General features: G+C 68.4%; 24 protein-coding genes. 14 read left to right on the top strand and 10 right to left on the bottom strand.

The features are described from left to right. The first annotated feature begins 56 nt into the window (after nt 1-56). The 6 genes from ACFTSF_RS41075 to ACFTSF_RS41050 all read left to right on the top strand — a co-directional run bounded on the left by ACFTSF_RS41075 (nt 57) and on the right by ACFTSF_RS41050 (nt 4,374). The gene (locus ACFTSF_RS41075; protein WP_344164305.1) at nt 57-635 is read left to right on the top strand and encodes a DUF1707 domain-containing protein; all 579 of its coding nucleotides are present in this window, start codon (nt 57-59) and stop codon (nt 633-635) included. Nucleotides 636-681: 46 nt separating this feature from the next. Then, complete coding sequence (locus ACFTSF_RS41070; RefSeq protein ID WP_380160952.1) at nt 682-1,845, top strand: acyl-CoA dehydrogenase family protein; 1,164 nt, start codon at nt 682-684, stop codon at nt 1,843-1,845. A gap of 1 nt (nt 1,846) precedes the next feature. After that, entirely contained in the window at nt 1,847-2,734 is an 888-nt protein-coding gene (locus ACFTSF_RS41065; protein WP_380160950.1) for a phosphotransferase enzyme family protein, read from the top strand. 71 nt (nt 2,735-2,805) lie between these two features. Then, on the top strand, nt 2,806-3,093 hold the full coding sequence (locus ACFTSF_RS41060; RefSeq protein ID WP_344164296.1) for a DUF6458 family protein: 288 nt from the start codon (nt 2,806-2,808) through the stop codon (nt 3,091-3,093). A 46-nt stretch (nt 3,094-3,139) separates the two neighbouring features. Beyond that, the gene (locus tag ACFTSF_RS41055; protein WP_344164293.1) at nt 3,140-3,511 is read left to right on the top strand and encodes a nuclear transport factor 2 family protein; all 372 of its coding nucleotides are present in this window, start codon (nt 3,140-3,142) and stop codon (nt 3,509-3,511) included. Between the two features lie 29 nt (nt 3,512-3,540). After that, nucleotides 3,541-4,374, top strand: a complete 834-nt coding sequence (locus ACFTSF_RS41050; protein ID WP_380160948.1) for a PIG-L deacetylase family protein — start codon at nt 3,541-3,543, stop codon at nt 4,372-4,374. Here ACFTSF_RS41050 and rny read toward each other — a convergent pair. The 3 genes from rny to ACFTSF_RS41035 form a co-directional block, all read right to left on the bottom strand. Then, entirely contained in the window at nt 4,355-6,055 is a 1,701-nt protein-coding gene (gene rny / locus ACFTSF_RS41045) for a ribonuclease Y (protein ID WP_380160946.1), read from the bottom strand. The genes ACFTSF_RS41050 and rny overlap by 20 nt on opposite strands. 455 nt (nt 6,056-6,510) lie before the next feature. Then, nucleotides 6,511-6,987, bottom strand: a complete 477-nt coding sequence (locus ACFTSF_RS41040) for an antitoxin (RefSeq protein WP_380160944.1) — start codon at nt 6,985-6,987, stop codon at nt 6,511-6,513. A gap of 124 nt (nt 6,988-7,111) precedes the next feature. After that, nucleotides 7,112-9,361, bottom strand: a complete 2,250-nt coding sequence (locus tag ACFTSF_RS41035) for an ATP-binding cassette domain-containing protein (RefSeq protein ID WP_380160942.1) — start codon at nt 9,359-9,361, stop codon at nt 7,112-7,114. 62 nt (nt 9,362-9,423) lie between these two features. Between ACFTSF_RS41035 and ACFTSF_RS41030 the strand changes: the two genes are divergently transcribed. Then, nucleotides 9,424-10,386: a helix-turn-helix transcriptional regulator gene (locus ACFTSF_RS41030; RefSeq protein ID WP_380160940.1), complete on the top strand. Its 963-nt coding sequence runs from the start codon at nt 9,424-9,426 to the stop codon at nt 10,384-10,386. Here the strand turns inward: ACFTSF_RS41030 and ACFTSF_RS41025 are convergent. The 3 genes from ACFTSF_RS41025 to recA form a co-directional block, all read right to left on the bottom strand. Then, nucleotides 10,344-10,754, bottom strand: coding sequence for a hypothetical protein (locus ACFTSF_RS41025; protein ID WP_380160938.1), 411 nt, complete (start codon nt 10,752-10,754; stop codon nt 10,344-10,346). The genes ACFTSF_RS41030 and ACFTSF_RS41025 overlap by 43 nt on opposite strands. Then, nucleotides 10,754-11,275 carry a regulatory protein RecX gene (locus ACFTSF_RS41020; RefSeq protein WP_344164273.1) on the bottom strand — a complete coding sequence of 174 codons (522 nt, stop codon included), beginning with the start codon at nt 11,273-11,275 and terminating at the stop codon, nt 10,754-10,756. Before ACFTSF_RS41020 ends, ACFTSF_RS41025 begins: the two co-directional genes overlap by 1 nt. 1,747 nt (nt 11,276-13,022) lie before the next feature. Continuing rightward, entirely contained in the window at nt 13,023-14,102 is a 1,080-nt protein-coding gene (gene recA, locus ACFTSF_RS41015) for a recombinase RecA (protein ID WP_344164267.1), read from the bottom strand. 250 nt (nt 14,103-14,352) lie between these two features. Between recA and ACFTSF_RS41010 the strand changes: the two genes are divergently transcribed. Together ACFTSF_RS41010 and ACFTSF_RS41005 are read left to right on the top strand one after the other, a co-directional pair. After that, nucleotides 14,353-15,144: a hypothetical protein gene (locus tag ACFTSF_RS41010; protein WP_380160936.1), complete on the top strand. Its 792-nt coding sequence runs from the start codon at nt 14,353-14,355 to the stop codon at nt 15,142-15,144. Between the two features lie 36 nt (nt 15,145-15,180). Further along, a complete protein-coding gene (locus ACFTSF_RS41005) occupies nt 15,181-15,747 on the top strand; it encodes a GrpB family protein (RefSeq protein ID WP_344164261.1) in 567 nt (188 codons plus the stop codon). Between the two features lie 4 nt (nt 15,748-15,751). On the opposite strand, the gene ACFTSF_RS41000 is transcribed toward ACFTSF_RS41005, so the two are convergent. Together ACFTSF_RS41000 and ACFTSF_RS40995 are read right to left on the bottom strand one after the other, a co-directional pair. Next, nucleotides 15,752-15,946: a DUF3046 domain-containing protein gene (locus ACFTSF_RS41000; RefSeq protein WP_344164258.1), complete on the bottom strand. Its 195-nt coding sequence runs from the start codon at nt 15,944-15,946 to the stop codon at nt 15,752-15,754. After that, nucleotides 15,943-17,019 carry an LppM family (lipo)protein gene (locus ACFTSF_RS40995; protein WP_380160934.1) on the bottom strand — a complete coding sequence of 359 codons (1,077 nt, stop codon included), beginning with the start codon at nt 17,017-17,019 and terminating at the stop codon, nt 15,943-15,945. The genes ACFTSF_RS41000 and ACFTSF_RS40995 overlap by 4 nt, the downstream gene beginning before the upstream one ends. A gap of 99 nt (nt 17,020-17,118) precedes the next feature. On the opposite strand from ACFTSF_RS40995, the gene ACFTSF_RS40990 reads away from it, so the two are divergent. Continuing rightward, nucleotides 17,119-21,714 (top strand): ATP-dependent helicase, encoded by a 4,596-nt coding sequence (locus ACFTSF_RS40990; protein ID WP_380160932.1) that lies wholly within the window; start codon nt 17,119-17,121, stop codon nt 21,712-21,714. Beyond that, nucleotides 21,707-22,507 (top strand): Fpg/Nei family DNA glycosylase, encoded by an 801-nt coding sequence (locus ACFTSF_RS40985; protein WP_380160930.1) that lies wholly within the window; start codon nt 21,707-21,709, stop codon nt 22,505-22,507. Before ACFTSF_RS40990 ends, ACFTSF_RS40985 begins: the two co-directional genes overlap by 8 nt. Here the strand turns inward: ACFTSF_RS40985 and ACFTSF_RS40980 are convergent, their stop codons facing one another. Beyond that, nucleotides 22,508-23,161: a hypothetical protein gene (locus ACFTSF_RS40980; protein ID WP_380160928.1), complete on the bottom strand. Its 654-nt coding sequence runs from the start codon at nt 23,159-23,161 to the stop codon at nt 22,508-22,510. It lies immediately after the preceding gene. A gap of 121 nt (nt 23,162-23,282) precedes the next feature. Between ACFTSF_RS40980 and ACFTSF_RS40975 the strand changes: the two genes are divergently transcribed. Both ACFTSF_RS40975 and ACFTSF_RS40970 read left to right on the top strand, forming a co-directional pair. Beyond that, a complete protein-coding gene (locus ACFTSF_RS40975) occupies nt 23,283-23,729 on the top strand; it encodes an Hsp20/alpha crystallin family protein (protein ID WP_380160926.1) in 447 nt (148 codons plus the stop codon). Nucleotides 23,730-23,791: 62 nt separating this feature from the next. Further along, a complete protein-coding gene (locus tag ACFTSF_RS40970) occupies nt 23,792-24,067 on the top strand; it encodes a hypothetical protein (protein ID WP_380160925.1) in 276 nt (91 codons plus the stop codon). A 187-nt stretch (nt 24,068-24,254) separates the two neighbouring features. Here the strand turns inward: ACFTSF_RS40970 and ACFTSF_RS40965 are convergent, their stop codons facing one another. After that, entirely contained in the window at nt 24,255-24,440 is a 186-nt protein-coding gene (locus ACFTSF_RS40965; RefSeq protein ID WP_380160923.1) for a hypothetical protein, read from the bottom strand. Here ACFTSF_RS40965 and ACFTSF_RS40960 point away from each other — a divergent pair. Continuing rightward, nucleotides 24,434-24,670 (top strand): hypothetical protein, encoded by a 237-nt coding sequence (locus ACFTSF_RS40960; RefSeq protein ID WP_380160922.1) that lies wholly within the window; start codon nt 24,434-24,436, stop codon nt 24,668-24,670. The two genes, ACFTSF_RS40965 and ACFTSF_RS40960, sit on opposite strands and share 7 nt — an antisense overlap. The last annotated feature ends 56 nt before the right edge of the window (nt 24,671-24,726 follow it).

Genomic DNA, 24,726 nt, shown 5'->3' with positions numbered 1-24,726 from the left:
GGTGGTGGTGTGCGCCGTAACCGTCGCCCCGGAGTAAACGGCGTACCGTTGGCTGTATGAGTCTGGAGCAGCCGCCGCCCAGCCAACGGGCCTCTGACAACGACCGCGAACGCGCTGCCGCCGTGCTCCAGGAAGCACACACCGACGGCCGCCTCGACTTCCAGGAGCTGGACGAGCGGCTGACCCAGGTCTACTCCGCCAAGACCCAGCTCGAACTGCGTGATGCGACAGCTGATCTGGTCCCGGTCCGAGACACCGCCAAGCCGGCCGAGGTGATGATCCGCGCCACCCACAGCGCGCAGAAGCGCGAGGGCGCCTGGCAGGTCCCGGAGCGCGTGGCCGCTGAGCTGGTGCACTCCTCGGCCCGTCTCGACTTCACCGATGCCACCGTCCACTGGCGTGAGGTGACCGTCACTGCGAACCTCACGCACAGCTCGATCACGATGATCGTGCCGGTCGGCTGGTCCGTCACTCTCGACGATGTCGAGCTCCACGGTGGCTCCGCTTCGAACAAGACGGCTCCGGCCGGACCGAACGGCGTACATCTGATTGTGAAGGGTGCTGCGCGGTACAGCTCGATGACCGTCCGGCATCCGCGCAAACGCCGCTGGTGGTGGCCTTGGTACCGGAAGTGAGATAAACCTCCCTTCACTGTGGTCTGGTTGGGGCTAGCGTTTGGCCATGACCGTTTCGCTGGATCTCGTTGACGTCGACTCGCTGCTGACTTCTGAGGAGGTCGATGTCCGGGCGGCTGCGCGGCGGTTCGCGGATGAGCGGTTGCGGCCTTCGCTGCCGGAGTGGTTCGAGAGCGCTTCGATCCCGGCGCGGGAGCTGGCCAAGGAGCTCGGCTCGCTCGGGTTCCTGGGGATGCACCTGACCGGGTACGGGTGTGCGGGGCTGGGGCCGGTCGCCTACGGGCTCGCCTGTCTGGAGATCGAGGCTGCGGACTCGGGCATGCGGTCGCTCGTGTCGGTGCAGGGGTCGCTGGCGATGTACGCGATCTGGAAGTACGGCAGCGCGGAGCAGAAGGACGAGTGGCTGCCCCGGATGTCTGCGGGTGAGGCGATCGGGTGCTTCGGTCTCACCGAGCCGGACTTCGGTTCGAACCCCGGTGGGATGCGGACGAACGCGCGGCGCGACGGTGACGACTGGGTGCTGAACGGTTCGAAGATGTGGATCACCAACGGGTCAGTGGCTGACGTGGCGGTGGTGTGGGCGCGGACCGACGAGGGTGTGCGCGGTTTCGTCGTACCGACTGCCACACCGGGTTTCTCCGCGCCGGAGATCAAGCTGAAGATGTCGCTGCGCGCGTCGGTCACGTCGGAGCTCGTGCTGGAGGACGTGCGGTTGCCGGCTTCCGCCGTACTGCCTGAGGCGCAAGGGCTGTCGGGTCCGTTGGGCTGTCTGAACGAGGCACGCTTCGGCATCATCTTCGGTGCGATGGGCGCGGCCCGGGACTGCCTGGAGACGGCGATCGCGTACGCCGGTGAGCGGACCGTGTTCGACAAGCCGCTGGCGGGCTACCAGATCACGCAGTCCAAGATCGCCGACATGGCAGTCGAGCTGAACAAGGGCATCCTGCTCGCCGTTCACCTCGGTCGCCTGAAGGAGAAGGGCACCTTGCGGCCCGAGCAGGTCAGTGTCGGCAAGCTGAACAACACCCGCGAGGCCATCGCCATCGCCCGCGAGTGCCGCACCATCCTGGCCGCCAACGGCATCAGCGGCGAGTACCCGATCATGCGGCACGCCAACAACCTGGAGTCCGTCCTCACCTACGAGGGCACCTCCGAGATCCACCAGCTGGTCATCGGCCAGGCCCTGACCGGCCAGAACGCGTTCCGCTGACGTGCTCGCCGAACCGGCGATCGACCGCACGGCGCTGCTCACTGCGATCGAGACGTCGTACGGCGTCTCTGGTGAGCTGACGTTCATCCCGCTCGGCTGGGGTTCGGTCTGCTACCGGCTGGGCGAGGACTACTTCGTCAAGCTGTGGGTCGACGCCGAGAGCGCGACCAACGCGCACATCCGCTTTCCACTGGTCAAACAGCTGCACGAGTCCGGCTTCCGCGTGCCGTACGCCGTTCCGACCGGTAGTGGTGCGCTCTCGATCACCATCCCCGATGGCATCGTCGCGCTGTTCCCCCTCCTGCCAGGACGGTCGCCCCGCGACTGGTCCGTGCCGATGCTCCACCAGCTCGGCCAGGTGCTGGCGCGGCTGCACGCTGTGGTGCCGACTGTCGCCCTCCCGCGTGAGGAGTTCGCCGTACCGCATGAGATCCAGCGTGAACGGCTCCTGCAGTTGCAGAGCGCAGTACGCCGTTTGCCGCAGCAGATGGTGGTTTGTCACACCGACCTGCATGGCGGGAACCTGTTGGTGGACGACTCCGGCCAGCTGAGCCTGCTCGACTGGGAGGGCGCACGACTGGCTCCCCCGGAGTGCGAACTGGCCCTCCTGCTGCAGGCCGAGCAACCTGTCGACTCCCGCGCGCTCAAGCATGTGCTGGAGACCTATCCGGCCGATGTACCGCTGCATCTCGACCAGTTCGCGTTCTTCCTGCTGCGCCGATACGTCGCGGACTACTCGGCCAGGGCTGGGCGTTTAGGGCAACCCGGACTGACGGCCGCAGACGAGGCTGAGGCGCGCGAGGGGATGGTCACCTGGGGCTCATTACAGTGGGAGGCGCTGGACCGAACCCTGGACCTCGTGGGAGACGCCCTGCGCATGCGTCAGTGACGCCTTGGGTACAGGGAGTGAAATCCATTACTCCACGTCACGGGGCTCAGGAGTTCCGAGAGGAGTCAGGCATGCGAATCGGAGTAGGAATCACCCTCGTCACCATCGGCGCCATCATTGCGTTCGCTGTCCGCGACACATCGGACAGCCTGAACCTGCAAGCCCTCGGCATCATCATCATGCTGGCCGGCGCCGCCGGCATCTGGCTGTCCTACCGCCTCGCGAACCCCCGCAACCGCGACGAAGCCACCATGCTCAAACCCAACGTCGAGAAGCAGTACAGCGTCGCCCCACACGACAAGGTCGCCGAAACCACCATCGACGTAACCCCCACCCACCTCCGCGAGGATCACAACTGACAGGCCGGTTTAAGGCTGGGTGAAGGAGTGGGGGGATGGTGGGGTGATGGACCGGAATCGGGAGTTGCTGGAGCGGTTGTGGCCGGCGGGTGGGCAGTTGGCGTTGTCGGCGGAGGCCGAGCACGAGATGCGGGCCGAGGACTACGTGCTGGAGATGCCGCAGTCCGGGGAGCGGATCGTGGGGCGGGACCGGATGCGGGCGATGCAGGGCGAGTATCCGAATCCGCCGTCGATCGAGGTACTGCGGATCACCGGGGCGGGTGACCACTTCGTCGTACTGGGGCGGTCGGACTACGGCGGCGACATCTACTACGTGGCGAACGTCGTGGAGTTCGGCGACGGGCGGATCGTGCGCGAGACGCGGATCTACGGCGCGCCGTTCGAAGCGCCTGCCTGGCGGGCGAAGTACGCCGACTGAATCGTGCACGGTCGGGCGACCGATCGGGCATGTCTTCACTGCGCACCGGCACAGCCAAGGCACGCATGGTCAACTGGAAAGAAACCTTCCAGTTGTCGGAGGCAAGCATGTGTGCGGTCCTGGTGGTTTCACCTCATCTCGACGATGCAGTACTGAGCGCTGGCGCGACGATTGCCGCGCTCACCGGACAGGGCGTGGACGTCACCGTCTGCACGGTGTTCGCCGGTGCGGCGGCGCCGCCGTACTCGGAGTTCGCCCGGCAGTTCCACGCCATGTGTGGGCTCGGCGACGATGCGGTGGCGCGGCGACGGGAAGAGGACCTCGAGGCCACAGAGATCCTGGGGGCGCGGTCGCTGCATCTGCCCTTCCTGGACTCGATCTACCGCCAGGACGAGATCGGATCGTTTGCCGCCTTGTTCGAAGCGCCGACGGATGCCGTGCTTGTCGAACAGATCGCTCGGGCCATTCACAAGTCCTTCGGTGATGATTGGCCGGCTGAGCTGTGGACCTGCGCAGCCCTCGGCGATCACGTCGACCACCGGATCACCAGGGAGGCGGTCGCCCGCGTGGCGCGCGAGCACAACCTGAAGCTGGTGTTGTGGGAGGACTTCCCTTACGCAGCAGGGCAGGCACACGCCACGGTTGGCCAGCCAGCGACCGTGCCGGCTGTCACCCCGGCACACCTGCAGCAGAAGCTGGAGGCCGTCGCGCGGTACCCGTCGCAGCTCGCCATGCTCTACGACCCGGAGCGGGACTGGCGCGACGGCATGGAGCTGGACTGGCGCTCAGAGCTGCTAAACCATGCAGCCGAGCGCGGCGGCTCCGAGCTGCTCTGGCAAGCCGCTACTTCGCAACCTCAGTAGCCCGCGACTCCCGTACGACGGTCACCCGGATCTGCCCCGGATACGTCAGCTCCTCCTCGACCTGCTTGGCGATATCGCGCGCCATCACCTGCGCCGCGATGTCGTCAACCGCATCCGGCAGCACCATCACGCGGATCTCGCGACCGGCCTGCATCGCGAACACCTTCTCGACCCCGTCGTGGTGCATCGCGATCTCCTCGAGCCGCTCGAGCCGCTGCACGTACGCTTCCAGCGACTCGCGACGCGCACCCGGCCGGCCGCCGCTGACCGCGTCCGCGGCCTGGGTCAGCACGGCCTCGACTGTCCGGACCTCGACCTCGTTGTGATGCGCCTCGATGCAGTGCACGACGTCGTCGCTCTCGCCCCACTTGCGAGCCAGGTCGGCACCGACGATCGCGTGGCTGCCCTCGGACTCGTGCGTGAGCGCCTTGCCAATGTCGTGCAGGAACGCACCGCGCTTGCACAGCTTCGGATCCAGCCCGAGCTCGGCCGCCATCATCCCGGCGATGTGCGCGGACTCGATCAGGTGCTTCAGCACGTTCTGCCCGTACGACGTCCGGTAGCGCAGCAGCCCCATCGTCCGGATCAGCTCCGGGTGCAGGTCAGTGATCCCGACTTCGGCCATCGCGTCCTCGGCGGCCCGCTCGCACAGTTCGGCGACCTCGCCCTTGCTGCGCTCGTAGATCTCCTCGATCCGGCTCGGGTGGATGCGCCCGTCCAGTACCAGCGAATCCAGCGTCAGCCGCGCCGTCTCCCGCCGTACCGGGTCGAAGCAGGACAGCAGCACAGCCTCAGGGGTGTCGTCGATGATCAGGTTCACCCCGGTCGTCTGCTCGAACGAGCGGATGTTCCGCCCCTCACGACCGATGATCCGCCCCTTCATGTCATCGCTGGGCAGGTGCACGACAGACACGACCGACTCACTCGTCTGCTCACTCGCCAGCCGCTGAACGGCCCCGGTGATGATCTTGCGCGCCTTCGTCTCGCCCTCGTCCAGCGCCTGCCGCTCGATATCGCGGACGATCGAATGCGCGTGCCGCTTCGCCTCCGCCTCGATCGACGCGACCAGCTCGGCCCGTGCCTGCTCGGTGGTCAGATTCGCGACGCCTTCGAGAATGCGACGGCGCTCCTCCTCGAGATCCTTGATCTCCGCCTTGCGCTGATCGAGCTCGGCCAACTGCGTGGCGAGCTCGCTCTGCCGCTCCTCGCTCTGCCGGTGCTGCTCGTCGAGTCGCTCCTCGCGCTCGGTCAGCCGGTGATCACGCCGCTCCATCTCCAGCCGCTGCTCACGCAGGTCGTCGCGGATCGACTGAGCCTCCGCCTCGGCCTCACGCCGTACGTCGGAAGCCCGCTGCTCCGCATCCCGCCGTACCTCCGAGGCCCGATCCTCCGCGGCGCGGCGAATCTCCTCCGCACGCTGCTCAGAGGTCTCCGCCCGCACCCGCAGTACGGCGGCCTCCTCCTCGGCCTGGCGCTTGATCAGCTCAGCCTGCGACTTCGCGCCACTCGTGATCGTCGACGCCTCGAGCTGGGCATTCGCCAGCGCAGCCGTGTTGTCGGCAGCCTTCCGGCGCGACAACGTCAAGCCGATCCAGGCCAGCAGGCCGGCGATCACCAGCCCGACCACGGTCAGGCCGATCACGGTCAGCCCGGCGGAGCTCGCCAATGCCACGAGTGCCATCGGCCTCTCCCCTCGTCGAGTCACGCACCAGGCGGGACTGTGTCAGTCGGTCGAAGAGGTCACTCGCTGTCACCGGGTACGGCGATATCGCCTCCAGGTGACGGGGGCATCGTCACCTGGATCGTCCGAGCACCGGCAATACCTCTTGCCGTCGTTTCGCTCAGCTCGGGAGAACTGTCAGCTCGCTATAACCGCCACCGTCAGGTGGAGTGATCCCTTCGTCTTCCCGAGGCTAGGCGTGCCCCATCACCCGGTCAAGACGGACACTCAGGCACGCCCCGACCGCATCCGCGACCCATTCGCGTCAACAGACCAGCCACCCAACTGGTCCAGCACCGTCACCCAGCCACGAAGTCCCGAACCACCCCGGCAACCGTCACCACAAACGCACTCACAGCAACCAGCCGTGGGTGTACGCCGCAAGCGCGGCGCACCCCAGTCGGCGGTCCGTCCGGCTACTCGCGCGGACCCGGCAGGCCGCCGGTCGCCGTACCGCCGGTCTCGGCGCCTTCAGCCGACGAACCGGCTGAGGCTGCATCGGACGGTTCGGGGGCGTCGCCGCCGACGGTCCAGCCTTCGGGTTCTACTGCCGCGGCGTCTTCCTCGGCGCCGGCCGCGTCTTCTTCGGCGCCGGCCTCATCCGCTGCCGCGCCGGCAGCGTCCTCTTCGGTGCCGGCGGCATCTTCCGCTGCGCCTGCGGCGTCCGCTTGGGCGCCGGCCGCGTCGTCGGCTGCGGTGGTGGATTCGCCGTTCTGCTTGTCGACGAAAGAGCCGACCTTTTCCTGTACCGCGTCGACCTTGTCCGCGTACTTCCCGCCGGTCTGCTGGTCGATCAGATCACCGGCTTTCGTGACGCCGGCCTTGATCTTGTCCGGGTTCTGCTTGACGACGTTCCGGAGCCAGTTCTTCGCCTGTTCCTGGAATTCGTTCATTGCACCCTCCGCGGTGTGTCAGGGGCGGATCGACGGAAAATCCCCAGCGTACGGACCCGGCAAAACACCGGGCCTACTTCGGATAACACACCGTTGCAACCGACCCGTCAACGCCCCTCGCCGCTCACACCGCCACGGATTCGGCCGCCAGCGCGCGGCTGGTCGGGGTCGCCCGGTCCAGATAGTCCGCCGGCCGCCCCTCGAACAGCACCGTCCCGCCGTGCCGGCCGGGCCCGGGACCGAGGTCGATCAGCCAGTCCGCCCGCCGGATCACCTCCAGATTGTGCTCGACCACGACCGCACTGTGACCGTGCCCGACCAGCCGGTCCAGCACACCCTGCAGCGTCTCAATGTCATCCAGGTGCAGCCCGGTCGTCGGCTCGTCCAGCACGTACGTCGTCCGTCCCTCCGCGACCCGCAGTTCCTTCGCAATCTTCACCCGCTGGCATTCTCCGCCGGAGAGCGTGTTCAGCGACTGCCCGAGCCGTAAATACCCCAAACCGACCGCAGCCAGTTGCTGCAGCCCACGAGCGATGCCCGCATCGGGCAACTCGCTGATCGCCTGCTCAATCGTCAGGTCGTCCACATCCGCGATCGAATACCCGTTCACCTGATAAACAAGGGATTCCGGCGAGAATCGCCGCCCACCACAGGCCGGGCACACCACCTCTTGCCCTTCCATAAATGCCAGGTCGGTATGCAGCACCCCAAGCCCTCGGCACTCCGGACACGCTCCCGCCGAATTCGCACTGAACATCGCCACCGGTACGTCGTTGCTGTGGGCAAACAACTTCCGAATGGCCGGCGCGATCCCGGTATAGGTGACCGGCGTCGACCGCCGGCTCGTCCCGACCGCCTTCTGGTCGATCACCACCGCGTCGTGCTGCGCCACCAACTCGGCCACCAAACTCGACTTCCCCGAGCCCGCGACCCCGGTCAGCACCGTCATCACGCCACCCGGGATCCGTACCGTCACATCCCGCAGGTTGTTCCGGACGGCGTTCGCAACCACCAGTTCGCCGACCGGCCGCCGTACGGCGTCGTCACCGCTGGCCCGGCCTGGTCGTCGCAGCGCGCGCCCGGTCGGCGTCTCGGCCACCAGCAGCTCGTCGTACGTGCCCTGGAACACCACCCGACCACCCGCAGCGCCGGCGCCCGGTCCGACCTCGATGATCTGGTCGGCGTGCCGCATCACCGCGGGATCGTGCTCCACCACCAGCACGCTGTTGCCACTGTCGCGCAGTTGCTCGAGCAGTGCGATCATCGACTCCACATCGGTCGGATGCAGACCCACGGTCGGTTCGTCGACGACGTACGTGAGCTCGGTCAGGCTCGACCCGAGCTGCTTCACGGTCTTGATCCGCTGCGACTCACCGCCGGACAGGCTCGTCGTCGCCCGCGCAAGCGCGAGATAACCAAGCCCGATGGTGACCATCGCCTGCAGCCGCGCCGTCAGCGCCGACACCACCGGTACGACGGCCGGCTCGTCGATCCCGCTCACGAACTCCAACAGCTCGGTGATCTCCCACCGGGCCAGCTCGCCGATTGTCCGGCCTCGGATGGTCGCGGTCCGCGCGGGTTTCGCGAGTCGATCCCCGTCGCATTCCGGGCAGATGTCCGAGCGGGTGAACTTCTGGATGGTCGTCTGCTTGCGCTCCGAGAGGTTGTCCGCGGTGTGCAGATAAATGCGCTCGAATCGCTCGACGACCCCCTCGTAGTCCTTCGGCGGTTTGCGGCCGAGTTCGGCGGCTGCGCGACCGCCGTACAGGAGTGCCTCACGCTCACCCTCCGACCACTCGCGCAGCGGGGTGTCGATGGCGAACGAACCGATGTCGGCGTACTGCGAGTACCAGTACTTGCCCGGGCCGAAGCCGGGTAGCCGAATCGCGCCCTCGGCCAGCGACTTCTCGAGGTCCAGGAACCGGTCGACCGCGCTCACGACGACCTCGCCGAGGCCTGAACACGCCGGGCACATCCCGCTGGGGTCGTTGAACGAGAACCGGTTCGACTCACCGACGTACGGGTCACTGAGCCGCGAGAAGAGCAGCCGCAGGTACGTCCACGCGTCGGTGACCGTGCCGACGGTCGACCGCGCGTTGCCGCCGATCCGGCGCTGGTCGATCACGATCACCGGCGTCAGTCCGTCGATGTGTTCGACTTCCGGGCGAGCCCACTTCGGCAGCCGGTTCCGTGCGAACGGCGGGAAGGTCTCGTTCAGCTGGAATCCCGCCTCGGCCGCGATCGTGTCGAACACCAGCGACGACTTCCCCGACCCCGAGCGGCCGACGAACACGACCAACTGGTTCCGCGGTACGTCGAGGTCGAGGTTGGCGAGGTTGTTCGTCCGGGCCTGGCGAAGCGTGATGGCTCTCATGCATGTGACGCTACGACCGGATGTGGCCGGATTCTGGCCGCATCTTTTGTCATGATGGACGCATGGCCGACGTGACCGCCCGCATGCTCGCGTTGCTGTCGACGCTGCAGTCCGGGCGCTCGTTCAGTGGAGACGAGTTGGCTCAGCGGCTCGGGGTCAGCCCGCGCACGCTGCGGCGGGACGTCGACCGCCTGCGCGGCTATGGCTATCCCGTGCAGACCCGGCCCGGGCCCGGCGGCTTCTACCGGCTGACCGCAGGGCGGACGATGCCGCCGCTCGTCCTGGACGACGACGAGGCGGTGGCGACCCTGCTCGCACTGGCTTCGCTGGGCTCGGTCGGTTCGGCGGCTGAGGGCGGGATCGATGATGCGGCGACGCGGGCGTACGGGAAGGTCGATCAGTTCCTGCCTGCGCGGCTCAGGTCGCGGGCGGTCGCGGTCCGGGCCAGCGTGGAGACGAGTCATCAGGAGGCGCCGAGTGTCCCTGCCGACCAGCTCGGCGACCTAGCTGAAGCCATCGGCCTGCAGCAGGAAATCTCCTTCGCCTACCGCAGCGTCGGCGGCCTGCAGACCGTCCGCCGAGTCGAGCCCTACCGTCAGATCCACCACCTGCTCCGCTGGTACCTGCTGGCCTGGGACCTGGACCGCGACGACTGGCGCGTCTTCCGCGTCGATCGCATCAGCGACCTACACCGCCATACGAAGCACTACACGGCCCGCACTCTCCCCGCAGACTCAGCCACCGCCTACCTTCGCGCGGGCCTGCACAAGACGAAGCACCCGATCCGGCTCGCCGTCGATGCGCCGGCGGACGCCGTAGTCGACGCCTTCAAGTACCAAGATGCCGAGATTCAGGCCACGACCCCGACCACCACCGAAGTCATCGTCGCGCTGGACACCTGGCACTGGCTGCTTCTCCCGCTGGCCTTTCTCGACACCGACTACCGCATCCTCGATGCCCCACCAGCCTTCCTCGCCGGCTATCAGTCCTTCGCGCGGCGTCTTCGGGCCGCGATCACGTCCTGAGCCTGCGCCGCCGGCGCGAACACCAGCCACCCATCAAGCAACGCCTCGCGCAACACGGCCTCCGGCACCAGCTCCAGCTCAATCAGTACGGCGGCGTAGTTGTCGAAATGCGGAATCGTGAAGAAGCCGTCGCCCGCTCGCGCAGTCAGCACCGCCTCTTTCTCGCCGAGGTCCTCGACCCGGATCGCGAGTATCGGCTCATCCGGCGGAGTCTCGTCGCCGAAGCGCTTCAGGTCCGCCTTGCTGAACGGGCGTTCCCACGCATACGCCTTACCGCCGACAGTCCAGGTGCGCGTCCCGTGCCGAGTCGTCTCCTCGGTCCCCGGCAGCTCCGCCACCAGCCGCTCCACATCCTGCAGGGTCGCCATCACTCCACCTCGATCCCGGACGAATCCAGTAGCGGGAACTCCTCGTGCGACGCATCGAGCTCCTGCTTGATGATGCTCATCGCCATCCCACCCGGATACCCCTTGCGGGCCAGCATCCCGAGCAACCGCCGCATCGCCACCTGCCGATCCAGCGAACGCATCGACCGCAGCTTCTTCCGCACCAGCGCGCGAGCTGTCTCCTCCTCCTGCTCCGGATCCAGCTCCTCCAACGCATCCCGCGACAACTCGTCATCAACCCCACGCCGCCGCAACTCCTGCGCCAGCGCCCGCTTCCCCAGCCCACGCCCCCGATGCCGCGACTCCACCCACGCCGTCGCGAACGCCGCGTCGTCGATCAGTCCAACCTCAGTGAACCGATCCAAAACCTCATCAGCCACCTCGTCCGCAATCCCACGCTCCGCCAGCACGTCCGCCAGCTCCGCCCGAGTCCGCGGCTGCCCCGACAACTTGTCCAGCAAAATCCCCCGAGCCACCTGCCCCGGATCCGCCCCGTCCGGCACCGCCGACTCCCCCAGTTCGTTAGCCGCATCCCGCCGCCGACGCCCACTCCCCGCTGGCCCCCGAGACGCCAACCCGCGCCTCTTACCCCGTCCCCCGGAATCAGCCCCCAAACTCCCGCCAGTCTCACCAGACCGACCAGCCCCACCCACACCGCCAGCCCCACTACCTCCACCAGCCCCGTTACGCCCGGCAGCCCCATTAGGCCCGTTAGCCTCACCAGCCCCGTGGGTCCCAGCAGCCCCGCTAGCACCAGTGGCACCACCGGCACCACCGGCACTTCTGGCCCCACTGGCATCACGGCTCTCCGCAGCACCACCACGCCGAGCGTTCTTGCCGCCCTTGCGCCCTCCCGGAGACCCACCACCACCCCAACCACCGCCGCCACGCGATGCCTTGCCCCGTCCACCAGCCTCCGCATCGTCACCACTCTGACGCGCAGTAAGCCAGCTACGCCTCTCCGGCTCACCAGCCCCAGCCTCGCCGTCCGGCAGCCGCGCGGCCCCAACACTCGCCTTGGCTTGGGGGGTAGTCGATCCCGCAGCACCTCGCCCACTTCGCGGCGCATCTTCTCGAGGGCTCTCAGGATCTGCCCACGCACTCGAATCCGCAGCAGCGTCTGGCGCCATCTCCGGCCCCACCGGCTGATCCGCCCCCCACACATCCACCACGGCATCCCGCGAGATCCGCGCAGCCACACCATCCCGCCCACGGCGTACCGGTGGGATCTCCGGAGCCTCCGGCGCCACAGCCGCTTCGGGAGCGCACGCATCCACCGCACCGTCGACTGTGCGGGCAGCAGCAGGCTCAGCAACCTCGGGCCCACCAGACGCACCTACCCCGGTCCCCCAAACCCCAGCATCCGGCTCCACCCGGACCGGCTTACGCACCTTCCGCGGACGCGCAACAGCTACCCCGTCACCCCACGGATCGAACGTCTCACCAGCAGCACCGCCCTGCTGCAAACCGTCATCCGCCGACTCGCCATCCCCAGCAAACGCCTTCGCGTCAGCCCAGTAGTCAGCCCCCACACTCCGCCGAATCCCCGTACTCGGCCGCCGCCCACTCCCCGGGTCATCCCCCGCAAAGTCCTCGTCCAACTCCCCCCAAGGATCAACCACCCGACCTCCGGCGGGATGGGCGGCTCCACCAGGGTTCTCAGCTCCAGCGGGGTTGGCTGCCCCAGCGGGGTTGGCTGCCCCAGCGGGGTTGGCTGCTCCAGCGGGGTTGGCTGCTCCAGCGGGGTTGGCTGCTCCACCACCGGGATTCGCGCCCGGCACCTGATCGCGCCGACCACGTCCATCTGAACCACGCCCGCGCCCGGACTCGTCCGCCGACCCGGCACCCGCCGTACGGCCACCGCTCGACGCACGCGCACCAGCACGCCCAGCCGAACCGCCGGATCCGCCAGCCGTCCGCGCCGATCGACCCGCAGCGCCGGTTGTCCGGGGCACCCCATCGGCTTCGAAATCGTCTTCCGGCGCGGAAGACCGCGCCGACCCGTCACCGGTCGAACCGCTCGTTCGTGCCGACGTGTAGGCGGCACCGCCGTCTTGCGATGGATCGGCGGCTTCCGCGCGACCGCGACCGGCGGCGGGCTTACCCACCTGGGCATCGAGGGCTGCCGTGCCGCGGGCCAGGAGTTGGCGGGCGTAGGCGAGGCGCTCTTCGTGGGGTAGAGACAGCGCCGCGGGGGCAGGCTCTTCGGCAGGTGAGTGCCGAGGAGCGCCGCCGCCCGCGGTGGGTCGATCAGAAGTCGACATCGACCTCGGCAGCCTTGGCCTTGTCGTCGGCCGGCTGGTCCAGGGTCGGACCGATGCCCATCTTCTCCTTGATCTTCTTCTCCAGCTCGTTGGCCAGGTCGGGGTTGTCGCGCAGGAAGTTCCGCGCGTTCTCCCGGCCCTGACCGAGCTGGTCGCTCTCGTAGGTGAACCATGCGCCGGCCTTGCGGACGAAGCCCTGGTCGACACCGAGGTCGAGCAGACTGCCCTCACGGCTGATGCCCTGGCCGTAGATGATGTCGAACTCGGCCTGCTTGAACGGCGGGGCCACCTTGTTCTTCACGACCTTGACCCGGGTCCGGTTACCGACCACGTCGGTGCCGTCCTTGAGCGACTCGATCCGGCGCACGTCCAGCCGCACCGAGGCGTAGAACTTCAGCGCCTTACCACCGGTGGTGGTCTCCGGGGAGCCGAACATCACGCCGATCTTCTCGCGCAGCTGGTTGATGAAGATCGCGGTCGTGTTCGTCCCGCTGACCGCACCGGTCATCTTCCGCAGCGCCTGGCTCATCAGCCGGGCCTGCAGACCGACGTGGCTGTCACCCATCTCGCCCTCGATCTCGGCGCGCGGCACCAGCGCGGCCACCGAGTCGATCACGACGATGTCGATCGCGCCGGAGCGGACCAGCATGTCGGCGATCTCCAGCGCCTGCTCACCGGAGTCCGGCTGCGAGACCAGCAGGGCGTCGGTGTCGACCCCCAGCTTGCGCGCGTAGTCCGGGTCGAGGGCGTGCTCGGCGTCGATGAAGGCCGCGATCCCGCCGGCCCGCTGCGCGTTCGCCACCGCGTGCAGGGCGACCGTCGTCTTACCGGAGGATTCCGGGCCGTAGATCTCCACCACGCGACCGCGCGGCAGGCCGCCGATCCCGAGCGCGATGTCGAGCGCGATCGAACCGGTCGGGATGACCTCGATCGGCGGCCGGTTCTGCTCGCCGAGCCGCATCACCGAACCCTTGCCGCACGCGCGCTCGATCTGCGTCAGCGCGGTCGCAAGCGCCTTCTCGCGGTCGGCTTCCTTGCGCTCCGCGCTTGCTGTTGCACCAGCCATCTGACTGCCACCTGACCTATCTCGTAAGTGGGACGGACTACCCAGCCGCCCGAAGGATTCCGTGTGCCAGAGAAGATATTCGGCGCCACGGACAGTTTTCGCCGCCACCACGAATCTGTGGACAACCTGACTGCCCGCCGCCCTTCCCGGGAGCACAAACTATCCCGAACACGTGTTCGAATCACAAACTGACACGCCGAAGCCTCCCCCGGCAACTGAACTGGCCCGCCGACTCCCTACTCTTGCGGGCGTGACCGAGCGCCCGGACGTCCCCGATTCCGCCGTCGTCCTCGCCCTCAGCCGGGTCGAGTTCGGCATCGACTCCGTCCTCGACGCGCTCCGCACCCAGGACCCGTTCGGCATCCGCAGCCTGCTCACCGAGTACTCCGCGCAGGAGCGCCCCAACCTGGCCGAGAAGGGCCTGATCCTGGCGATCGACCGGCTGCTGCAGATGAAGGTCCCCGGCCACGCCGAGTGGCCGACGCTGCCGCTGGCCAAGCGCTGCGACTGGTGGGTCGAGCGGCTCGGCGGCTTCGCAGCCGTGGTCGCCGGCCTGCCGCGGATCAGTGGCGCCGCGGCCGACCGGCTCCCGATCAAGGACACCCTCGGAGCATCCGTCCAGGCGATGGTGATCGGCGCGGTCTGCCGCGAGTACGGCGTCGACGCGCATGCCGACCGGGTGGCTGTCATCGCCCGTGTCCTCACCGACCGCCCGATCACCCCTGACGACGTCCTGCGGTACGACGACCCGACCGCCGCGGGCCAGGATGTCGCGAAGCAACTGGGCTTCGGCGACGACTCCGAGGAGGCCGGACTGCGCAAGGGCGTCCGGCTGGTCTGGCGGATCAGCAAGCTGCTCGCCGGGCTCGGGGAGGTCTTCGAGGAGCGGCCGCGCGGCAGCCTCGGTGCCCGGTTCATCGGAAAACTGCCCGGGGTCGGAGTGGTCGGCGGGTTCTTCGACGAGCGCAAGGGCATCCGCAAAGCGGCGTACGAGGCTGCGGACCTGCTCACCACGGGGACGTTCCGGATCAAGCCTGTCTGATCGACCCTGGACTCCGCGGCTGGGATGATCGGCCCCATGAATGCGATCTCCATCGTGCGCCCGGACGAGACCTGGCCGGCCCAGTTCGAGAAGACCGCGCAGGCGGTCCGGGTGATCCTCGGTGACCTCGCGCAGCGGATCGACCACATCGGCTCGACGTCGGTACCTGGCTTGCCGGCCAAGGACATCCTCGACATGCAGGTGACGGTCGCGGCGGAGTCCGAGCTGGACGACGTGGTCGAGCGGATGGTCGCCGAGACCTGGGACTTCCGTCCCGGCGCCAAGCGGGACCATCCCGTGCCCGGACTGCCCGAGGACGAGCACCACTGGATCAAGCGCCTCGTGGTGGAACCGATGTACCGCCGCCGGGTGAATCTGCACATCCGCGTGGCCGGTCGCGCCAACCAGCGCTATGCCTTGCTGTTCCGCGACTACCTGCGTAGTCACCCCGACACAGCCCAGGCGTACGGCGAGTTCAAGCGCCGCGCGGCCGCCTTGCCGTTCGACAACATCGGCGACTACGCGGACCTGAAGGACCCGGTCTGCGACCTGATCTATCTGCCGGCCGAGGAGTGGGCCACCCGCACCGGCTGGACTGTCTGAGCGCTCAGCGCTCGCTGGGCGGCAGTTGCAGGTGGGCCCACACGGCCCGCCAGACGGTCTTGGCCGCCTCGCCCTCCGCGAGGGCCTCGACGACCGTGCGGCCCTCCAGCTCCTCGACGACCTGGGTCTCGGCCCAGGTCCGTGCGTACGCGGGACCGAGGTGATGGTCCATCCGCGCCCAGAACTCCGTCAGTCTCATGCCGGCCCGTTGTTGTCCTTCGGAGGTTGCTGTCCCCAGCCGCCCTGCTGCGGCGGCTGCTGCTGTCCCTGCTGCGGCGGTCCCTGCGGAGGCGGCGGTCCCCACTGCCCAGGCTGCGGCTGCCCCGGGTACTGCGGCTGTCCGGGCTGCGGCCCCGGGTACGGCGCGGGCCCGCCCGGCTGCCCCTGTCCCGGCTGACCGCCGTACGGGCCTGGTCCCTGACCCGGCTGGGGTCCCGGCTGACCGCCGTACGGCCCCGGCTGGCCCTGACCCGGCTGACCGCCGTACTGGCCGGGCTGTCCGTACTGACCTGGGCCCTGTGGCGGGTACTGCTGACCGGGCCCGTAGCCCGGCTGGCCGCCGTACTGCGGTCCCCACTGGCCCTGCTGGGGCTGGCCCGGATACTGCCCCGGGTACTGCCCGTAGCCCTGCTGGGCCTTCGCCTTCCGGCTGCGCAGCAGGAAGAACGCGACACCGCCACCGGCCAGCAGCAACAGCACCACGATGAGCACGATCGCCCAGACCGGGAACCCACCGCCGGCCTTCGAGGTCAGCGAGATGTTGCCCAGCTTGTCGAGGCTGTCGTACGTCGCCGTCCGGCCGTCGACCCGGGCACCGCTGTCGTGCTCGAGGATCTTGCCCGGCATGGTGATCTTGAAGTTCACCTGCGGCTGCTGCCCACCGCCCGCGAGCGAGCTGAGGTCGGGCGCCTTGACGGTGACGATGATCTTGCCGTCCACCTTGCGGAAGCCGACGCCGTCACCGCTCGACTGGCCCATCTTCTCGAACGGAACGCTCTCGAACGTGCACTTCTCGCCGATGAACTGGTCGTCGTCGAGCGGCTGGCAGTCGACGCCGTCCGTGGTCAGCTGCTTGATGCTGGTGCCGATCCGCTCCCGGATCTTGTCCAGCGACTGGCCACTCGCCTCCAGCAGCTGTTTGTCGATGCCGATCTGCATGGTTCCGGAGACGGTCTCGTCCGATCCGACCTTGAAGTCGGCATCGAGCTTCGCGCACCCGGTCAGGGCGAACAGACAGGCCACGACGATCGCGGCGCGGAGGCGGTTCTTCATGATGACGATCATTCCAGACCGCGCCGACAACCTTCACATCGGACGAGTGCCGATCCGGGACGGGGAAGGTGTCGAAAACTGTCGGAGGCACCCGGCAAGATGGTCGTCGTGAAGAAGACCAGCGCGTTGAGCCGGTTCTCGCCCGCGACCCGGGCGTGGTTCGGCGACGTCTTCGAGGCGGCCACCCCGGCCCAGCTCGAGGCGTGGGACGCGATCACCGCGGGCCGGGACGCGCTGGTGGTTGCCCCGACAGGCTCGGGCAAGACCCTGGCCGCCTTCCTCTGGGCGCTCGACCGGCTCGCGACGAATCCGCCGCCGGAGGATCCGAAGCTGCGCTGCCGGGTGCTCTACGTGTCGCCGCTGAAGGCGCTGGCCGTCGACGTCGAGCGCAACCTGCGGGCCCCGCTGATCGGGATCCGCGAGACCGCCCGACGGCTCGGTGAGGCACCGATCGACGTCGAGGTCGCGGTTCGGTCCGGCGACACCCCGGCGGCCGATCGGCGACGCTTCGCCACCCGGCCCTCCGACGTACTGATCACCACTCCCGAGTCACTGTTCCTCCTGCTCACCTCGCAGGCGCGCGAGTCGTTGCGCGGTGTGGACACCATCATCGTCGACGAGGTGCACGCGGTCGCCGGGACGAAGCGCGGCGCCCACCTGGCGCTGACTCTCGAGCGGCTCGACGCGCTGCTGCCGAAGCCGGCGCAGCGGATCGGGTTGTCGGCGACGGTTCGGCCGGTCGAGGAGGTGGCGCGATTCCTCGGCGGCGAGCGACCGGTGACTGTGGTCCAGCCGAAGTTCACCAAGCAATGGGATCTCAGTGTCGTGGTGCCGGTCGAGGACATGGCCGAGCTGGCGAGCACGGAGCTGGAAACATCTGGTTCGGCTGCCGGCCCGCCGCAGCACGCCTCGATCTGGCCGCATGTCGAGGAGCAAGTCTTCAACCTGATCGAGCAGCACAGCTCGACCATCGTCTTCGCGAACTCACGCCGCCTCGCCGAGCGCCTGACTGCCAGGCTCAACGAGATCGCAGCGGAGCGCGCCGAGCTCGAGCTGGCGCAGGAGGGTTCACCGGCGCAGGTGATGGCGCAGTCCGGTGCCTCGTTGGCTGCGCCGCCATTGATCGCCAAGTCGCACCACGGCTCGGTCAGCAAGGAGCAACGCGCGCTGATCGAGGCCGATCTGAAGTCCGGCCGACTCCCTTGTGTGGTGGCGACGAGCAGCCTCGAGCTCGGTATCGACATGGGCGCGGTCGACCTCGTCGTACAGGTCGAGGCGCCGCCTTCGGTTGCGAGCGGTCTGCAGCGGGTCGGTCGCGCCGGCCACCAGGTCGGCGCGGTGTCGCGCGGCGTGCTGTTCCCGAAGTTCCGCGGTGATCTGATCGACACCGCGGTCGTCGTGCAGCGGATGCGGGACGGGCTGATCGAGAGTCTGCACATCCCGGCCAATCCGCTGGATGTGCTGGCCCAGCAGATCGTGTCGATCGTTGCCCTGGACACCATCGATGTCGATGAGCTCTTCGCTTTGGTACGGCGCTGTGCCCCGTTCGCGACGTTGCCGCGCTCGGCGTACGACGGGGTGCTCGACATGTTGTCGGGCCGCTACCCGTCGGACGAGTTCGCCGAGTTGCGTCCGCGGATCGTGTTCGACCGGGTGAGCGGGGAGATCTCCGGCCGTCCGGGTGCACAGCGGCTCGCGGTGACCAGCGGCGGCACGATCCCGGACCGCGGTCTCTTCGGCGTCTTCCTGGTCGGCGAGTCGACCAATCACCGCGTCGGTGAGCTGGACGAGGAGATGGTGTACGAGTCGCGGGTTGGCGATGTATTCACCCTCGGCGCATCGAGTTGGCGGATCGAGGACATCACCCACGATCGCGTGCTGGTCTCCCCCGCACCTGGCCAGCCCGGGCGGTTGCCGTTCTGGAAGGGTGACGCCGTCGGCCGACCGGCTGAGCTCGGTGCGGCGACGGGTGCCTTCGTGCGGAAGATGGCTTCGCTGCCGGCCGCCAAGGCGGTCGAGCGGGCGCGCTCCGCGGGCCTCGACGAGTACGCGGCGAACAACCTCGTCTCCTACCTAGCCGAGCAGCGTGAGGCGACGAGCCGGGTGCCCGACGACGTGACGATTCTGGTGGAGCGATTCCGCGACGAGCTCGGCGACTGGCGCGTCTGCATCCACTCGCCGTACGGCGGACAGGTGCACGGCCCGTGGGCCTTGGCGATCGCAGCGCGTTTGCGCGAGCGGTATGGGATGGACGCGCAGTCGGTGTCCGGCGACGACGGAATCGTGCTGCGGTTGCCGGAGACCGACGAGGCGCCACCCGGCGCCGACCTGGTGCTGTTCGACCCGGCCGAGATCGAGGACCTGATCACCACCGAGGTCGGTGGTTCGGCGTTGTTCGCAGCGCGATTCCGTGAGTGTGCCGCACGAGCCCTGCTGCTCCCCCGGCGGAATCCGGGTCGTCGGTCACCGCTGTGGCAGCAGCGTCAGCGCTCTGCGCAACTGCTCAGCGTCGCCAGCAAGTACGGTTCGTTCCCGATCGTGCTCGAGACCCTGCGTGAGGTTCTGCAGGACGTCTACGACTTGCCTGCCTTGAAGGACCTGCTGACCGGTATCAGCGAGCGTCGCATCTCGGTCGTCGAGGTGGAGACTTCCGAGGCGTCACCGTTCGCGAAGTCGCTGCTGTTCGGGTACGTCGGCGCCTTCATGTACGAAGGCGACACACCGCTGGCGGAGAAGCGAGCGGCCGCGCTGTCACTGGATCAGAGTCTGCTTTCCGAGCTGCTCGGTCGCACCGAGCTGCGGGAGTTGCTCGACGCCGAGGTCGTATTGCGGACCGAGGCTGAGCTGCAGCGCCTCGCCGAGGACCGGCGTGCGCGCGATGCCGAAGGGCTCTTCGACGTACTGCGTTTGGTCGGCCCGCTGTCGGTGTCCGAGGCCTCGCAGCGTTGTGTCGAGGACGCGGATGCCGAGTCCTGGTTGACGGATCTGGCCGCGGCCCGCCGAGTCGTCCGGGTGCGAATCGCCGGTGAACATCGCTGGGCGGTGGTCGAAGATGTGGCACGGCTGCGCGACGCCCTCGGCGTACCGCTCCCGCCAGGGATCGCGGAGGCGCACGCCGAGCCAGTCGCCGATCCGCTCGGCGATCTCGTCTCTCGGTATGCGCGGACGCACGGTCCGTTCCGGGCCATCGATCTGGCGACTCATCTCGGCATCGGCGTTGCGGTGGTCAGTGACGCGTTGCGCCGGCTGGCCGCGGCCGGCCGGGTCGTCGAGGGTGAGTTCTTGCCTGGCGGCATTGCGATGGAGTGGTGTGACAGCGAGATTCTCCGGCTGCTGCGTCGTCGTTCGCTCGCCGCGCTGCGCAAGGAGGTCGAGCCGGTCGACCCGTCGGCGCTGGCCCGCTTCCTGCCGGCCTGGCAGGGAATCACGAGCAGCCGAGGCCGTGGGTACGACGTACTGCTCGGAGCCGTTGAGCAGTTGGCCGGATGCGCCGTACCGGCGTCGGCGCTGGAGTCGATCGTGCTGCCGTCGCGGGTGCCCGGATATCAGCCGTCGATGCTGGACGAGCTGACCGCGACCGGTGAAGTGGTGTGGGCCGGTTCGGGGTCGTTGCCCGGGACTGATGGCTGGGTGTCGTTGCATCTGGCCGACAACTGCGATCTGACCTTGCCCGACCCGGACCCGTCGTTCGAGATCGGTGACACTCATCAGGCTGTCCTCGATGCACTGGCCGGTGGAGGCGCATTCTTCTTCCGCCAACTCAGTGATGCAGTGGGTGCGGCGCACGGCGTGGTGGACGACGAGACGCTGGTGACGGTGCTGTGGGATCTGGTCTGGGCAGGGCATCTGTCCAACGACACGCTGACGCCGGTGCGTTCGCTGGTCGGCGGCGGTCGAGGTAGTCATCGCACCCGCCGGGCAACGCCGCGTGCGCGACCAGGTCGCCCGCTGCGGCCCGGTCGGCCCGCGATGCCCGCACGCAGCGGTCCGCCGACTGCCGGCGGGCGCTGGTCGTTGCTTCCGGCCCGCAACGAGGACACGACCCGCCGGGCCCATGCGGCTGCCGAGACTTTGCTCGACCGCTACGGCATCGTCACTCGGGGCTCGGTGATCACCGAGCGGACTCCGGGCGGCTTTGCGGCCGTGTACAAGATCCTGAGTGCGTTCGAGGAGTCCGGGCGATGCCGTCGCGGGTACTTCGTGGCCGGCCTGGGAGCTGCACAGTTCGCGCTGCCGGGCGCAGTCGACCGACTACGAGCGCTGGCTGAGTTGCCGGGTTCGTTCGGTGGTGGCGCTGGACGCGGCCGGCGCGACGAGGAGCCGGCCACGCGGGCCGTAGTACTGGCAGCATCCGATCCGGCGAATCCCTACGGGGCGGCGCTCCCCTGGCCCGAGCGTGAAGGCGCCAGCGGGCATCGGCCGGGACGCAAGGCCGGCGCCCTGATCATCATGGTCGACGGGCGACTCATCGTGTACGTCGAGCGCGGCGGGCGGACCGTGCTGAGCTTCACCGAGGACGTCGACCTGTTGCAGCCCGCCGTTGACGCACTGGCGCTGTCGATCCGCGACGGTCAGCTGGGGAAGCTCAGCGTCGAGACGGCGGATGGCGAGCAGGTTCGCCATACGGCGTTCGGAGACGCCTTGGCCAAGGCCGGCTTCCACGCCACTCCACGCGGACTCCGGCTCCGTGCCTGAGGGTGACACCGTCTGGCGGGCCTGCAAACGTCTCGATCAGGCCCTCGGCGGTCAGGAGCTGATCGGAACCGACTTCCGGGTCCCAACGCTCGCGACGACCGACCTCAGCGGCCGCACAGTGATCGAGGTAGTTGCTCGCGGCAAGCACCTCCTGATGCGGCTGACCGGCGGACTGACTGTCCACAGCCACTTCCGGATGGACGGCAGCTGGCACCTCTACCGCCCGGGCGAGCAGTGGCGTGGCGGGCCCACCCACCAAGTGCGCGCGGTGCTCGAGACCGCTCCCTGGACAGCCGTGGGCTACCGCCTCCCCGTGCTCGACCTGGTCGCCACAGACGCGGAAGCCACCGTCGTCGGTCACCTCGGCCCCGACCTGCTCTCCCCCGGCTTCGACCGAGACCAGGCCATCGCAAAGCTGCAGGCCGAGCCTGATCGCACCATCGGCGAAGCGCTCCTCGATCAGCGCTGTATCGCAGGCATGGGAACCGTGTACCGAGCCGAGACCCTGTTCCTCGCAGGCGTGTCGCCGTTCCTGGCCGTCTCCGAGATCCCGAACCTCGGCAAGATCGTGGACCTCGCCCGCCGCCTGATGCTGGCCAACCGAGAGAACCCTCTCCAGGTGACCACCGGTGTCTCGCGGCGCGGTCAGCACCACTGGGCCTACGGCCGCGCCGGGCAACCCTGCCGAAGGTGCCGAACCCACATCCAAACCGCAATGCAAGGCCCGTCTCCCGACCGCCTGCGAGTCGTGTACTGGTGCCCACACTGCCAACCGGACAGAAGCACGGGTTGATCAGATGGGGTGGCGTAGCTGATCGGTGGTCGTGGTGATGTCGGCGGCCCGTTCGGCCAGTGTGGGGTGGCTGTGCTGGAGTCTGGCTCCGGCGTCGGCCAGTGGCGTGAGCAGGGTCGCGGTGTCGCTCTCGCCGAGGGCATGGAAGACGCGGTCGACGGCTTCTTGGGTAGCGGGGTCGAGGCCGTCGAGGGCGGTGATCTGAGCGGCGAGCCGGCGCACCCGGGCGGCGTTGGTGCGGGCCCATTCGTTGACGGCGCGATCGCCGGCGCGGCGGTCGCGGGCTGCCTGCACACGCTCTTCGCCGGTCAGGCCGACCGGGTCGGCGGCATGCGGGTTGAGCCGCAGGTAGCGGCGCTCGGCGGCCTGGCGGCTGGCAACGCCGAGGGCCGGCGCGATCGCGGCCCAGCTTGCTCCGCGGGCCCGGGCGGCTCCGATCAGCAGTGGTTCCCAGGCTGCGAGCCGGTCCTGCACGGCCCGCAACCCGGCCAAGGCAGTCAGCACATCAGTCGTACTGGCGGCGGTGTCCGGCCGCCCGGCCGGCGCGATGTCTTCCTGGGGTGCGACCTGGCGGACGGTTTCCTCGACCGCAGCGATCGCAGCACTCGCCGAGGCCTCCGCCCCGCCGGGGGTGTTGGTGGCTGTCACAGTCACCTCCTATCACCTTCTGTCAGCGATCCGCTGACATTCCTTCTTGTCATCGTTTCGATGACATGTTACAACTGCAGTGCGTATTGACGCCAGTTGGATCAGCACATTCAGGAGGTGTAGGACGATGTTGATGCGCACCGACCCGTTCCGGGAGTTGGACCGGTTCGCCCAGCAGTTCTTCGGTGGCCAGGCACCGGGCACGTGGTCACGGCCGACCCCGATGCCGATGGATGCCTACCGCCAGGGCGAGCACTATGTCGTTTCGTTCGACCTGCCCGGGATCTCGCCGGAGGCGATCGATCTGGACGTGGAGCGCAACGTGCTCACAGTGAAGGCCGAGCGCCGGCCGCTCAAGCTCGGTGACGGTGTGGAGATGCAGGTGGCCGAGCGTCCGCTCGGGGTGTTCTCCCGGCAACTATTCCTGGGCGACACTCTGGACGCCGACCGGATCGAGGCGAGCTACGAGGGCGGCGTACTGACGCTCAAGATTCCGATCGCGGAGAAGGCCAAGCCGCGCAAGATCGCGATCAGCGCCGCTGACGGCGGCGACCGCAAGCAGATCGACGCCTGACCCGGGCGAATCACACACCACACGGGTGTGATGTGCGGTGTGTTGTCGATGAGGTGAGATCGATGACGGCGACCAACCAGCAGCAGACGCTCGTCGAGGCCGAGGTCTTCTTTGACCTGGTGCTGGGCGACGACGATCTGCTGCGCGCCGAGTTCGACGCGCTGATCGCTGCCTGCTGGGAGTCGCCGTCAGAGCCTCCGCGCCGCGACCCGTCGCCACCCGGCGGCGGGTGGGCCCGGCGGCCACCGCACCGGTGGCCGCCATGGGACCGGTCCCTGCTCACCGAGAGAGTCCCGGCGCAGCGACCTTACAGCAGGGAGCGCGGCCCTCCGACGTGAAGGCGAGGACGCTCCGCTCTCATGACCCCGATGTTGCTCGTGGCAACGAAAGCCCGGTTGGGAGGTGGTAACCCGAACCCGATCGAACTCCTTGCCCCGGTGACGCGGCTACCCGCGCTGACACACCCTCGCGGCGGGCCGCCGCATCACCACAGCTCCCCTGCCCCGCCGTCTACATCGTCGACCCCTACACGTCCGATGAGTTCTTGTCATGACCGCGCCATCGCTCGACCCGTACGCGATCCTGGGCGTCACCGTCGAGGCCTCCGACGATGACGCCGACCGGCGCCTGCAGGAACTCCTCAACGCCTATGCCACCCTGCGCGACCCGATCCGCCGCGCCGCCAGCACCAGGAGAAAACCACGATGGCACCCGTTGACGACATTGAGACCTACAGCGAGAACGACGTCTGGAAGACCCGCTGGCGCAACAGCACCGCCCCCTTCGCCGCCGACGGCGGAAAGCAGCGCCAAGTCAGCCAAGGCGCAACCGTCGCGCAGTGGTACGGCGTCGACCACATCATCATCATCAACCCCGACGGCACCCTCGCCGAACACAACTCCTACCGCTACCGCCGGGAAGCCCACGCCACCGCCATCTAGAAGCTCCGTGCGACGACCGACCGCGTGGGCAAGTTGAGCTGGCAATCAGCCCACAA

This window comes from Kribbella sp. NPDC056951, from assembly GCF_042674205.1.
Taxonomy (GTDB): Bacteria; Actinomycetota; Actinomycetes; order Propionibacteriales; family Kribbellaceae; genus Kribbella; species Kribbella yunnanensis.
The sequence above is the reverse complement of the archived record's forward strand: the minus strand, read 5'-3'. Positions and strand labels throughout refer to the sequence as shown.